Genomic DNA, 11597 nt, shown 5'->3' with positions numbered 1-11597 from the left:
TATGCGCGATAAATATGTCTAAAGGCTTTCTACAAACACATCGCATTCGTCTATTACATATTGCGGAACAAGCTGAAATTGTGAGGGGTTTAATTGGTAGATATAGTTATTCTCGATGTGAAATGCTTCATTGATGAATTTTCGGATAACATCTGACTCAATGTCCTTGGATTTGCCATCGAATAGCATTCTATAGATGTGAAGCTTTTCGTAGTTGTTTTTTGAATCAAAATATAGTTTCTTCATTTGTGTGTCATCTTGCATTAGCTTGATGAGTCTCTCGTATTCAAAGGTTTCTACAAATTTACGTATGTGTTCGGTACCTTCTTCGAACTCATCTACTGTCAAAGCTATATGCTCACCTCCAACGGATTTTTTTGATGCAATGGATCTCTTATGGAAAAGACTTGAAAGAATATCAAAGCTTAGTTGTTTATTTTCGGTTATCTCGTAGTAACGGCGAAGATAAACTAATCTATTGATTTCATGGCAGTCGGTACGGGAATTTGTCATGGCTATTTCTATGAAGGTTTGAATGTCTGCTCGTTCTATGAGTTTTTCACTCAACTGACCCTCATTGTTTTCTAGGAAAAAAACAGCAGGTTTTATGAAGCGATCTGGGTGATGAAGCATCATATCTACGACAGGCTCAAAGTCATGTGTAAGAAGAAGAACAGTCTTTTCTCTAAATGAGTTCTCTTTACGAAACAATGCATCAACAATCGCGTACTTTTTGTTTTTGTCAAACGAGGAGATTGGATCGTCAAGTATAATTAATTCGGCCTCGCTTTTTAGACAGTCGTACATAAATAAAACTAACGAAAATGCATTTCTTTCTCCATAACTGAGATGGGACCTTACATTTTCAATCTCCCCGTCAATAGAGTCGTGGATGAGTTTCAATCGATAACTTTCTCCATCCTCCACCAGCTTTACTGAGTAGCTATATCCAGCATTCCGTAGAAAATCATTAATGCCGGTGCCGTTAGTTCGAATAAGTTTCTCGATTAAGCGTTTCTGTTTTGCAACGCTTCCCTGCAGCTTTCCTGCTTTCTCAAGTAATCCATCAATTCCTTTATTTACTATTTCTATTTTTTGAGCCGTGGACTGAGAGTTGAGATGAACAAACAATTCGAGTTGTATTTTGTGGTTTCTAAGCTCCTCAATTATAACTTCCACGTTTTTTAGAGATGAAAACCCTAAATTTTGTACTTTTCTTAGGCTCGTAGATAAGCGGTCAATTTGCTCCCATACCTCACGAATGTATTCCGCCTGACTGTCCGTGTACCCGTCGATATTTTTAATGAATCCATCGATGTTGGTGCGTGTGTCATCTGAAAAATACTTATTGAGTTTTGAAAAGATTGCTAAAGTTTTCGATAAGCTTTCAATGGATTTTGAATCGTATGCTTCTGTGACTCGGGTTATTACATCGAGTGTGTCTTGAACGTCGTGTGTGCAATATGGGCAGTCGGATGAGATTTCTAGAAAAGCTTTTCCTTCCTGCTGCCATTTAATCCATTTGTAATTTTGTTCGTGTTGTATCAGGCTAGCAAATTTTTCAAGGCCCTCGGGGATGGATGCGACTTTGTTGCCAGACTTGAGAGCTTTGGCGACATTGCTTGATGCATGAAATCCATTTTTTACAGGCTTTCCAAATGCAGTTGACAGTTCTAGCAAGTCAGAGATTAATACTGCTATTTCGGGGTCGGCTACTAGCAGATCTTTCATGTCACTAGTAAGGGTTTTGATTTCCTCCATACCTGCTTCGTATTCTTTATCTCTCACGAAAATATCGAAGCTCCCTTTCACAAGTTCGTCAGGTTGAAAAACGAAATCGTTGATGTAAGATTCGTCAAATATTCTAAGTTTGGTTATGTGTTCTGTACCTGATATTTTAGGGGGCATGTCCTTGTTGCCGGCGTTTTTGAATGAGGTAAGCTCGGCTAGCTTGTTAGATCCCGTAAGTTTGTCAGTTGTGGAAGTCGCTAAGGCTCTTGCTACGGTGCTTTTGCCAGTGCCGTTGGTTGCATATTTTATATTGAGTCTGTTGGGCGAAATATGAAGGGTGCCCGTATCAATATTGTTGCAGTTGGCGATTTCGATTTCCATATCCGACTCCTTAGCATAAATGTGAGCTTGAATGGTAGCTCATGGACGGTTTTGTGCTACGGATGAAGGAAAATAGAAAAAGTGACGTATATATTTGAATAGCGATCGATGAGAATCAGGAGTACCAAAAAGGTTAAGTATCTTTTTTAGGACGATGTTCTTTGTAAATCGAGCTTTGTTCATTTTTAGGAAAATCGTAATAGGAGCTGGAAAAAACCCGCAGCAATGCGGGTTTTTTACGGCTGTAATTCAGTCACTGCCTTTAGGAGTATCAAACCCACGCTGCTCAATCACCCGAAACACATCGCTCACATCCTGGATCATAATCCGTGCGATGTTGGTGACTGTGTTGATGTCGTTTTCGGCGTAGTCGGGGAGGCTGGTGCAGGCCATGAGGTTGAGGTACTTGAGGACGGCGCTGAGGCGTTCGCTGACGCAGTTGTGGAGTTCGCGGAGTGGGGCGTCGCTGTCGATGAGGAGGACGGGGTAGTCGGTGGCGAATTGGGACATGGGGGTGAAGCGGCGGGGTGGGTTTTGGGTTGTCATGGTTTTAGTCCTAGAAAGATGAATCACATCCGTCATAACCAATTCACAGTCGGAAATCGGCTGTGTTGTGGCTGGCGGTACTTGGTGTCTTCTTTTTAGGGCTGCGAAACCCTGCCGCTAACTGCGTGTTGCTGTCAGCGACGGGGCGAACTATATGCGGCGGATTTGCCGTCTGCAAACAGGTGTGTAGGACGACAGGTCGGGTTTTGCGGTTGATGGTGGAGACTGCGATTGGCTGCTTAGCAGTTGTGTTGTCAGAAGTTGTTTAGTGTCAGATCGACCTTGCTTGCTAGATTTACGGCTGCTGCGCAGCCGAACGCAGGCTTCGCCAGCTGCTACAGGATTGGGTTGATGTTTAAAAGTTGGGGAGGGTTTGGGGCTGCTTCGCAGCCTAGCGGGAGCAAGCTCCCTAGCCACAGATGGTGGATTCCTACGAGATTTTCGGAGCGGAAGATCAAAAGATCGCAGCCTTCGGCAGCTCGCGGGACGGGCAGCCAGAAATGACAAAGCCCCGAATCAACGGAGCTTTGGCCTTAAAAAATGTCGCCGTTTACGGTCGCTATCCCGAGCCGTCCGGCTTTATTTTTTTTGGTTTGCGGAATGCGAACCAAGGGAATAACCCCGTCTCCTGTCGATTCACGGCCCCTGAAACGAGGTGTCAGGGTTTTTTGTTGGCCGCTACGAGGGCTGTCGTCATGTGAGGTACTGCATAGGCCTTGTACCAATGATTCATCCCTTCAATGGCTTTCTTGGCGGGGGCAGTTTCGTAGGCTCCGACCAACTCTGCGCTCGCCTGAGCCATGGCAACAAGAATCCGGGCGAGTTCGGGGACGTAGGGAAGATCGCTTCCAGCTTCATGGCGCTCACGAATAATCTGGTAGCGAATGTTTTCTGGCAGTGTCCAGGCACTGATTAGAAATTCCTGAACAGAGTAATCGACGCCGTTTATTTCTACCGTTGCTGATCGATGTTCTTCACTAAAACCTGCCGCTTCGATCTGCTCACAGCTGTCGATGACCGTGTTCATCATTTCTCGAATTTGCTGCCAATCAGTTTTCATGCGAATTCCTTTTCAGTTTGGTCTTCAGGATCTATCGAGCGTGCGAAGCATACATCTGCGTCTCGATCTTTTCCTGCCAAACACATGAAGGATGGTCCACGATTTCTCCGTAAGACGGTTTTTGAAATCGTGGTCCGCTCCGGTGTTTCTCGCTTACATGCTGCTAGCGAGTTTCCCACTCGACAACCGACGCTTGTAAGCACTGTCTCGATTAGCCAGCCAGAAATACAAAGGCGAAGTGACTAACAACCCCACCAACCACGACAAGTCAGCGCCGTTGATGTGTTCGGAGATGGGCCCGACATACAGCGGCGTATTCATAAACGGAATCTGCACCACAATCCCGATCGCATACGCCAGCAACGCCTGCGGGTTGTACCGGCCATAGATCCCGCCATCGACTTTGAAGATCGAGCCGATGTCGTACTGACCTTTGTGAATCGCATAGAAGTCGATCAGGTTGATCGCGGTCCACGGCACCAGTACGACGAGCAGCACCAGCACCATGTCGACGAAGTGGCCGATGAAGTTGGCGGAGGCGCCGACGGCGGCGAAGCAGCAGGCGGCGAGGACGATGATGGAGAGGACTGCGCGGCTTTTGGCGGTGGGGATCCAGCGGTAGGCGAAGGTTTGGACCAGGGTGATCAGCGACAGCACGGCGCCGTAGAGGTTGAGGGCGTTGTGGCTGATGACGCTGAGCAGGAACAGCACGAGCATCAGTGGGCCGATGGAGCCGGTGGCGAGTTTGACGGCGTCCATGGTGTCCATGCCGACGGGCGTGGCGAGGACGGCGACGGCGCCGAAGATGAACGAGAGGCTGGAGCCGAGGACGGTGCCCAGGTAAGTGGTCCAGAACGTTGCGGCCACGGGCACGTTGGCCGGCAGGTAGCGCGAGTAGTCGGAGACGTAGGGCGCGAAGGCGATTTGCCAGAGCGCGGCGAGCGATACGGTGGCGAGCCAGCCGGAGATGTTGAAGCTGCCACGGGTGAGGAAGTCGGCGGTCTGCACGTGGGTGAAGATGTAGCCGAAGCCCAGCACGATGCCGGCGCCGAGCACCCAGGTGCCGATGCGGTTGAGCACGTGGATGAAGCGGTAGCCGATGATGCCGATGATGCCCGAACCGAGGGCGCCGATGACGATGCCGACCGGCACCGGCACGCTGTCGACCACGCCGTGCAGGGATTTGCCGGCGAGGACGATGTTGGAGGCGAAGAAGCCGATGTACATGATGCCGGCGATCAGCACCACCAGCAGTGCGCCGAGCGAGCCAAACTGGGCGCGGCTTTGGATCATTTGCGGAATGCCCATCTGCGGGCCTTGCGCGGAGTGCAGCGCCATCAGCACGCCGCCGACCAGGTGGCCGACGAGGATGGCGACGATGCCCCACACCAGGTTCAGGTGAAACATCTGCACGCCGAGAGCGCCGGTGACGATGGGCAGCGGCGCGATGTTGCCGCCGAACCAGAGGGTGAACAGGTCGCGGGTTTTTCCGTGGCGATCTTCGGGCGGCACGTAGCCGATGGTGTGTTTTTCGATGAGCGGGGCGGAGGTTGTTGCTGCGGTAACCATGACGGACTCCAAGGCAAAAGTGAGTACGTGGACGTACTTCGGTGAGCGCTGCACGGGGGCGACGCTTTTCTTGTTGGAGTTGATGATGTGCGGTGGGGAGTGAGAGATAAATTAGTAAGTTTGTGGGTATAGACGCTAAAAAATGTATGTCAGTGGGAACGGTGAAAACCCTGTGGGAGCGGCGGTGCGACGATTCGACTTGCTCGCTCCCACAGGGGATTTTGGGGTGTTCAAAATCTTTGCTTTTCGCTGATTGATTGCAGCATTCGATGGAGCATGGCGTCGCAGCCGTTCAATTGCGCCAGGCTGACGAATTCGTCGGGTTTATGGCCTTGATCCATGCTGCCGGGGCCGCAGACGACGGTGGGAATGCCTGCGGCGTCGAATAGTCCGCCCTCGGTTCCGAAGGCTACGGTGCCAAATTCTCGAGAGCCTGAGAATGCAGCAATTAGCTCAGCCGCTTCACTTCGCGCATCGGTCGCTAAACCGGGGTACGCCGACAACTCGCTGAAGCGAATCTCGCTCTGTTCACTCACCGCACGCATGCGCGGCAAAACCTGCTGCTCGGCGTAGGCTTTCAACTCCTGCGCAACCTCACTCGGATCATGCGAGGGCAGGGCGCGGATTTCGAAGTCGAAGCGGCAATCGGCGGGGACGATGTTCAAGGCCTTGCCGCCGGAAATCACACCAGTTTGTACCGTGCTGAACGGCGGATCGAATCGCGCGTCGTAATGCTCGGGCGCTTTGAGCCGGTTACCGATCCGTCCCAGTTCACCGATCAGTTCAGCGGCGTATTCAATCGCATTGACCCCGAGCGGGGCGTACGCCGAATGGCACGCTTCACCGTGAATGTCGCAACGCATCGCCAGTTTGCCCTTGTGGCCGAGCACCGGTTTGAGTTCGGTCGGTTCGCCAATGATGCAGAGCATCGGTTTGACCGGGCGTTTTTCCAGTTCCGACAGCAGCGAGCGCACACCGAGGCAGCCGACTTCCTCATCGTAGGAGAGCGCGATGTGCACCGGCAGCCGTAGCGTGGCGTTCACCAGCGACGGAACCAACGCGAGTACGCAAGCAATGTAGCCTTTCATGTCCGCCGTGCCGCGACCGTACAGTTTGCCGTCGAGCTCGGTGAGCTCGAACGGCGCAACGGTCCACGGCTGGCCGTCGACGGGCACCACGTCGGTGTGCCCCGATAGCACGATGCCCGGCCGATCCGTCGGGCCAATGGTTGCGAACAGATTGGCCTTGCTGCGCTGCTCGTTGTAGACCAGCTCGCAAGGCACGTCGAAGCGTTCGAGGTAATCGCGGACGAACTCGATGAGGTGCAGGTTTGATTCGCGGCTCGTGGTGTCGAACGCCACCAACGTTTTCAGCAAATCGAGGCTGTTGCTCATCGATCGTCTCCGGCGACACCGTAGCCAGGGGATTTGTCGGGGGCGAGGGCGCGGTCGATGTAGTCCTGAACCTGTGGACGATAGGCGTCCCAGAGTTTTTCAAGCTGGCCGATTGGATCGTGATCCGCCCAATCCACCCGCAGGTTGATGATCGGCCAGGTCAGCTCGCCGACCACCACCACCGCCGCCGAATGCACCGGCCCGGCTTCGCCGCCCGCCGCGATGGCTGCTTTCATGGCCGCCAGCAATCGGTCGGTCAGTTGACCTTCGCCATGTTCGAATGCCTCGACCATCGCTTCGATCACTGCACGGTCCGCCAGCATGTTGCCGGCGGCGACGCATTGATCGCCGGACACGGCGTTGTGGTTGCCCAGGGTTTGCGCGCCGCTGAAGTGTGCGGTTTGGCCGAGGTGGTCAATCGCGGTGATTTGGCGGTATTGGCTGTAGCCGTTGCGGGTCAGGACCTTGTCCAACGCCTCGGCGGGGGATAGGCCTTGTTCCATGAGAGCGAGGGTTTCCGGGCCGAGGGATGGCAGGGTGATGTTTTGCGTAGAAACGGCGCCGACACCCGGCAGCAGCCAGGGGCAACGGGCGCCGACGGCGATGCTGGAGGAACTGATCGCAATGCCGAACTGACCGGTTTCGGGGCAACGTGCTGCGATGGAGAAGGTCATGGTTTTGCTCCTTGTTTACCGTGGAGAAATGGGCGCCTGGGCGGTCGCCTTCGCGAGCAAGCCCGCTCCCACAGGGGGGCTTTAGTGGCCACAGTTTTCTGTACGACGCAGATCAAAGTGTGGGAGCGGGCTTGCTCGCGAAGGCCGCGACTCGGTAAGCCTGCTTACTCAGGGATGACCGCAATCACATCAATCTCCATCAACCACTGCGGCTGCCCCAACGCCGACACCACCAACCCGGTCGAGATCGGAAACACCCCTTTGAGCCACTTGCCCACTTCCTGATACACCGGCTCGCGATACCGCGGATCGATCAGGTAGGTGGTGGTTTTCACGATGTGGCTGAGGTCGCTACCGGCCTCTTCCAGCAACTGCTTGACGTTGCGCATGGCTTGCTCGGTTTGTGCTCGCGGATCACCGAGCCCCACCAGATTGCCTTCGAAATCGGTGCCGACCTGACCGCGGACATAAACGGTGTTGCCGGCCCGGACGGCTTGGCACAGGTCGTTGTCCAGGCTCTGGTTCGGGTAGGTTTCCTTGGTGTTGAACATGCGAATGCGGGTATGGGTTGGCGTGGACATTTGAAGCTCCTAAAGAAAAATGGCTCAAGCGCTGACGGTTGCTTTATGGGCGGCCGGGACGGTTTCAGCCTCGCGCTGCGCGGCATCGTGGTAGTCGAGGTATGAACGCTGGATGGCGATGTGGTCAGCCACGTACTTAGCGTCATGCCAAACGCCCCAGATGAACGAAGAGCCGCGACGGGACTGCCACGGCAGACCGAGGAAATACACGCCAGCTTCGCTCGACACACCGCGCTGATGCGCCGGTTTGCCGTTGTCGTCGAAGGCATCAACCTTGAGCCAGCTGTAATCCGTGGCAAAACCGGTGGCCCAGATGATCGAGGTCACGCCGGCCTTGGCCAGGTCGAGTTCTAGAATCGGGTTAGTCACGCAGTCCGGATCGGAAAAGGTAATGCGCGCTTCAGGCTCTTCCGGCAGGTCCAGGCCGTTGCGTTCGATGTAGGCATCGGCGGCATTGAGCAGCGTCAGATAGTTCTCATCGCCGCGTGCCAGGTTCTCGGCAAGGTTCGGTTGAAAAGTCGCTACGCCGCCGTTGAACGATTGGGTCAAACCCACCAGTGTCATGCCGCGATGGGCCAGTCCACGGAAGTCCACGGTGCGGCCGCCATGTGCGCCGCTCACCGCAATGGTCACGTGTTCCCGGCCCGGTTTCATGGCCGCCTGATCCCACTCGCCCAGCACACCCAACCACCAGCAGAAATCACGGTTGCGATAGGCGCGAGGAGGGCGATCGTGTGCACCCACCGAGAGGTATACCTTCTTGCCGGCACGCTGCAATTCATCGGCGATTTGCACGCCCGACGAACCGGCACCGACCACCAGAACCGCGCCTTCGGGCAGTTGCGCCGGGTTGCGATAGTCGGCGGAGTGGATCTGCAGGAATGGCTGATCTTTCGGCGCGATTGGCGGGATGACAGGGCGCTGGAAAGGCCCGGTGGCAGCCACCACGCGGTTGACCTCGATCACGCCTTCAGAGGTTTCAATGGTGAAGCCCGGGCGACCGACATTGCGCTCGACCTTAAGCACGTCCACGCCGGTGCGGATCGGGGCGTTGAATTTCTTGGCGTAGGCTTCGAAGTAGTCGGCGACCCGCTCTTTCGGGGCAAAGTCGTCGGGGCTGAGGTCGTCGAAATCGAGACCGGGAAAACGGTCGTGCCAGGCCGGACCGTTGGCCACCAACGAATCCCAGCGCCCGGTGCGCCAGCGCTCGGCGATACGGTTGCGCTCCAGCACCAGGTGCGGCACGCCGAGTTTGCTCAGGTGTTCACTCATGGCCACGCCAGCCTGACCGGCGCCAACAATCAGCGTATCTGTTTTTATTTTTTCAGTGGTCATCTCAATACCCTTCGAAGTTGGATTTAGGTCGGTAACGGCCTGCCATTTCTTGGGGTCAAGACTAGGGATCACCCTGGTATCGGTAAAATATTATTAAGCTGGCATTTGAGTATAAATAACTGATGCAGAGCGTTTGGTTCGGTGGCTCACCCTTTAAACGCTAGGCGCTGGCATCGGCTTCATGCTCATCGGCGAAGGCCATGAGCACCTCCAGATCGAGTACATCCAGCTTGATCCGGGAAATAAAAGCGGAGAACGCCAGGTTGGCGGCGAGCAGGCGCAGGTCGGAGGCCCAGGCCGGGACATGGACCGGCCCCTGCAGCCAGCCGGACTCGAAGAGCGGGGCCAGGCGCACGGTATCGCCCAGACTGAGGCGCCCGGCGAACAGATGGCCCACCAGTTCCGGCCGGTTGTCGCGGATCGCGATGCGCAACAGGGTATGCACGCCGAGCAAACCGGTCAGGTAGGCGGCATCCTTGGTGAATGCCGAACCGCCGCGCAGGTCGGCGCCGCGGAACACCCGCTGGGTCGAGCGGAAGGATTCCTCTTGCGACTGACCGGCCGCGAGAAAACCTTCGAATACCTGGATGAAATCGGCGCCATCCAGCGCCTGCTGGACCGCGAGTACGCGCAGGGCGAGGCGGCGCAGGCGGTTGATGTCCATGCTGCCGGTGAACAGCTCGGCCAGGGTGGCGATGCCCTCCTGGGTCTGGGTCGTGCGGGGCGCCCCCAGGCCCAGGCTTTTGAGGTTGGGTTGCAGCGCGCCGTTTTGTGCCGTGGCGACATGCACGAAGGCCTCATGTTGCAACAGCTGGTTCTTGTCCAGTTCCGAGAACAGTGCGCTGGCCCGCAGGCGGATGCGACTGGCCCCGGCGATGGCCTTGGCGGCCAGGGTCGGATCGAGCACGACGGTGATCCGGCCCGGTCCGAAGAAGCGGTCGAGTTCCGGCTGCATCCAGGCGGCGAAGACCTCGGCCGGGATTTCTGCCGGGCACGGTGGAATCCGCGCACCGCCCAGAAGGGCGTCGGTGGTCTTGAGGAAGAATTGGGCCGCGTCCAGCATGCTCAGTTTCAGGCGCGAATAGTAGAAGTCCGGGCGCCGGTACAGCGCTGACGAATACTGCGTAAAGGCGGGTGTGCCAATGGCACCGAGCATGAGCCCGGCCGTGGCATAGCTGCGTGCCGTCATGGCGAGGTGGCGCCCGGCCGGATGGCCCTCATCGCAGCGGCCGATAAAGGCTTCGAGGGCGGCGATGTCGGTGCTGTGGTCGCGCGGGCGCAGTTCAACCCTGGGCAGTTCTGCCTGCCCGGCGCGCCAACGTGTCAGGAATGCTTCTTCGACCCCATCCGGCCAGGCCAGTGCATCCAGCACGCGGATCTTGCGGGCCAGACCGGGCAGGGCGGCATCGAGTTCGGACAGGGGCGCGGCGGTCATGGAGATCTCCTTGGGAAACAAGGCTCAATCGAAAAAGCTTAGTCGTTGTCGATGCATTGCGTGGTGAGAGGTCAAGTCTGAACTAAGCTTTTCGATGTGCTTGCGGATGCAGGGTCTTGGCCATCCTGGCACGGCTGAAAACCAGGACCACGCTGACGCAGCCGTGGCGAGGATGAGCGCATGCAAAGCACTGGAGAGCAAAAGCGGGCCCGTGTACTTGATCCGGTCGATCGTGTCACGGAGGTCATCTTCGGCCTGCTGATGGCAATGACCTTCACCGGAACCATCAGCGTGGCCACGTCTGGCCAGGAGGCGGAACAGACGATGATGATCGCCGCGCTGGGTTGCAACCTTGCCTGGGGACTCGCGGACGCTGTGATGTATTTATTGCGAACCCTGATCGAGCGCACACGCAACCGTACGCTTCGTACCAATCTGCTCGGTGCGACGGATGCAGCTGCCGGGCAAGCGCTCATTGCCGAGGCGTTACCCCCGCGTCTCGCAGCAGCGGCCGGCCCTGAAGAGCTGGAATCGTTGCGTCGCCGCCTGGTCGATTATTCATCCATGCCGGTACAGCCGCGCCTCGGCTGGGATGATTTCAAGGGCGCTGTCGGCGTTTTCCTGTTGGTGGTGTTCTCGACATTCCCGCTTGTCGTGCCGTTTCTGCTACTTGATCAGACAGCGCTCGCGGTACGCCTGTCTAACCTGGTCGGCCTCGGGGTGCTGTTCATCGCCGGTTGGATGCTCTCGAAGTACGCCGGCGCAAAACCGTGGCAAGGCGGTCTTGCGACGGCCGTCACCGGGGCCGTTTTAATCACCGCGATCATCGCGCTCGGCGGATGAGCAGATAGCAACCTACGCTGTTTACCTACTGGCGACTGGCATCTATGA

The 11597-nt window shown here is 56.0% G+C and carries 10 protein-coding genes; 1 reads left to right on the top strand and 9 read right to left on the bottom strand.

Going from position 1 to position 11597, the window contains the following annotated elements; genetic code table 11:
- Window positions 1–18 precede the first annotated feature (18 nt).
- The 9 genes from ASC74_RS25730 to ASC74_RS25690 form a co-directional block, all read right to left on the bottom strand.
- Window positions 19–2112, bottom strand: a complete 2094-nt coding sequence (locus tag ASC74_RS25730) for a hypothetical protein (protein WP_056745142.1) — start codon at window positions 2110–2112, stop codon at window positions 19–21.
- A gap of 249 nt (window positions 2113–2361) precedes the next feature.
- Complete coding sequence (locus ASC74_RS25725) at window positions 2362–2658, bottom strand: hypothetical protein (RefSeq protein WP_056745140.1); 297 nt, start codon at window positions 2656–2658, stop codon at window positions 2362–2364.
- A 658-nt stretch (window positions 2659–3316) separates the two neighbouring features.
- Window positions 3317–3718: a hypothetical protein gene (locus ASC74_RS25720; RefSeq protein WP_056745139.1), complete on the bottom strand. Its 402-nt coding sequence runs from the start codon at window positions 3716–3718 to the stop codon at window positions 3317–3319.
- Window positions 3719–3871: 153 nt separating this feature from the next.
- Window positions 3872–5287 carry a purine-cytosine permease family protein gene (locus ASC74_RS25715; protein WP_056745137.1) on the bottom strand — a complete coding sequence of 472 codons (1416 nt, stop codon included), beginning with the start codon at window positions 5285–5287 and terminating at the stop codon, window positions 3872–3874.
- Between the two features lie 230 nt (window positions 5288–5517).
- Window positions 5518–6681 carry an acetylornithine deacetylase gene (gene argE, locus ASC74_RS25710; protein ID WP_056745136.1) on the bottom strand — a complete coding sequence of 388 codons (1164 nt, stop codon included), beginning with the start codon at window positions 6679–6681 and terminating at the stop codon, window positions 5518–5520.
- Window positions 6678–7355, bottom strand: a complete 678-nt coding sequence (locus tag ASC74_RS25705) for a DUF1028 domain-containing protein (protein WP_056745134.1) — start codon at window positions 7353–7355, stop codon at window positions 6678–6680. Before ASC74_RS25705 ends, argE begins: the two co-directional genes overlap by 4 nt.
- Window positions 7356–7519: 164 nt before the next feature.
- On the bottom strand, window positions 7520–7936 hold the full coding sequence (locus ASC74_RS25700; RefSeq protein WP_008027166.1) for a RidA family protein: 417 nt from the start codon (window positions 7934–7936) through the stop codon (window positions 7520–7522).
- 24 nt (window positions 7937–7960) lie between these two features.
- Window positions 7961–9271 (bottom strand): flavin-containing monooxygenase, encoded by a 1311-nt coding sequence (locus ASC74_RS25695; protein WP_056745132.1) that lies wholly within the window; start codon window positions 9269–9271, stop codon window positions 7961–7963.
- 160 nt (window positions 9272–9431) lie between these two features.
- Window positions 9432–10706: a flavohemoglobin expression-modulating QEGLA motif protein gene (locus tag ASC74_RS25690; protein ID WP_056745130.1), complete on the bottom strand. Its 1275-nt coding sequence runs from the start codon at window positions 10704–10706 to the stop codon at window positions 9432–9434.
- 180 nt (window positions 10707–10886) lie between these two features.
- On the opposite strand from ASC74_RS25690, the gene ASC74_RS25685 reads away from it, so the two are divergent.
- A complete protein-coding gene (locus ASC74_RS25685; RefSeq protein WP_056745129.1) occupies window positions 10887–11549 on the top strand; it encodes a hypothetical protein in 663 nt (220 codons plus the stop codon).
- Window positions 11550–11597 lie beyond the last annotated feature (48 nt).

Origin of the sequence: Pseudomonas sp. Root329 (assembly GCF_001424925.1) — a bacterium.
Lineage (GTDB): Bacteria > Pseudomonadota > Gammaproteobacteria > Pseudomonadales > Pseudomonadaceae > Aquipseudomonas > Aquipseudomonas arabinosi.
Note: the sequence above shows the minus strand (reverse complement) of the source record. Positions and strands in the feature narration are given on the sequence as shown.

Bases quoted from the DNA above. Each gene is read 5' to 3' on its own strand.
- ASC74_RS25730 (WP_056745142.1), bottom strand. From the start codon at position 2,112: ATGGAAATCGAAATCGCCAACTGCAACAATATTGATACGGGCACCCTT.
- ASC74_RS25720 (WP_056745139.1), bottom strand. From the start codon at position 3,718: ATGAAAACTGATTGGCAGCAAATTCGAGAAATGATGAACACGGTCATC.
- argE (WP_056745136.1), bottom strand. From the start codon at position 6,681: ATGAGCAACAGCCTCGATTTGCTGAAAACGTTGGTGGCGTTCGACACC.
- ASC74_RS25700 (WP_008027166.1), bottom strand. From the start codon at position 7,936: ATGTCCACGCCAACCCATACCCGCATTCGCATGTTCAACACCAAGGAA.
- ASC74_RS25725 (WP_056745140.1), bottom strand. From the start codon at position 2,658: ATGACAACCCAAAACCCACCCCGCCGCTTCACCCCCATGTCCCAATTC.
- ASC74_RS25685 (WP_056745129.1), top strand. From the start codon at position 10,887: ATGCAAAGCACTGGAGAGCAAAAGCGGGCCCGTGTACTTGATCCGGTC.
- ASC74_RS25690 (WP_056745130.1), bottom strand. From the start codon at position 10,706: ATGACCGCCGCGCCCCTGTCCGAACTCGATGCCGCCCTGCCCGGTCTG.
- ASC74_RS25695 (WP_056745132.1), bottom strand. From the start codon at position 9,271: ATGACCACTGAAAAAATAAAAACAGATACGCTGATTGTTGGCGCCGGT.
- ASC74_RS25705 (WP_056745134.1), bottom strand. From the start codon at position 7,355: ATGACCTTCTCCATCGCAGCACGTTGCCCCGAAACCGGTCAGTTCGGC.
- ASC74_RS25715 (WP_056745137.1), bottom strand. From the start codon at position 5,287: ATGGTTACCGCAGCAACAACCTCCGCCCCGCTCATCGAAAAACACACC.